Source organism: Pseudoalteromonas sp. APC 3694 (assembly GCF_030407565.1).
GTDB lineage: Bacteria > Pseudomonadota > Gammaproteobacteria > Enterobacterales > Alteromonadaceae > Pseudoalteromonas > Pseudoalteromonas tetraodonis.
On record NZ_JASDDE010000140.1, the window covers coordinates 1 to 726 of the forward strand.

A 726-nucleotide genomic window follows, 5' to 3' on the forward strand; every position below is an offset into this window, starting at 1 on the left:
ATCAATTTTGATTCAATACGTTAGTAAATCTCTTAACCAAAGTTCAGGTTATTTAAAACAGCATTAAAAATGATTGCATGCTTGAAAATTAAGCATACAATCGCCATCAATAACATGGTGGGGTATGTATCCCTCGTTATACTCATTTTATTAATAGGAAAAAATAAATGGCGAAAAAAAGCAAAGCAAAAGCGGTTAACAAATCCGCAGTAGACACTGGGCGCGGCGTGATAAAACACAACGCATTGGCAGCACTGGTAACCTCTAAAGTATTTAAACCGCAAGTGGTTAAAGCTAAAAAAGGCAAAGGCTCGTTTAAACGCAGTAACAAACATGCAGGACAAGAGTCCTATTTAATCGCGGCTTAAATAGCACCGATCAAATAGGGCTTTTGTTGCGAGTTGGCTAAGTGTTTGCTGAAATAAGGCGGGCTTTGGGCTTTGGGCTTCGGGCTACGGGCTACGAGTGACGAGCAGCGAACACAACCTAGCGCCTTTAGCCTTTTCTTTCAGCGCTGCGTCTCATAACCTTTTTGTAAAAGTTTTATTAAAACCTATTTGAACACAGAGAAGACAGCGGGCTTCGAGCGACGAGTCGCGAGCTTTACAAATAACCTGATATCAGCCCTGAACCTAGAGCCTGCTCTTTTAGCGCAGCGTCTCTTTGCCCTCTTTGTGAATAATTTACTAAACCCTATTTGAACACAGAGAAGAAAATGAGGAGTAA

1 protein-coding gene is annotated in these 726 nt (G+C 41.2%); it reads left to right on the forward strand.

Annotated elements, in window-relative coordinates:
- Nucleotides 1–167 precede the first annotated feature (167 nt).
- On the forward strand, nucleotides 168–368 hold the full coding sequence (arfA, locus tag QMA00_RS18890; RefSeq protein ID WP_013462885.1) for an alternative ribosome rescue factor ArfA: 201 nt from the start codon (nucleotides 168–170) through the stop codon (nucleotides 366–368).
- The last annotated feature ends 358 nt before the right edge of the window (nucleotides 369–726 follow it).

Coding starts and splice junctions, on each gene's coding strand:
- arfA (WP_013462885.1), top strand. CDS start 168: ATGGCGAAAAAAAGCAAAGCAAAAGCGGTTAACAAATCCGCAGTAGAC.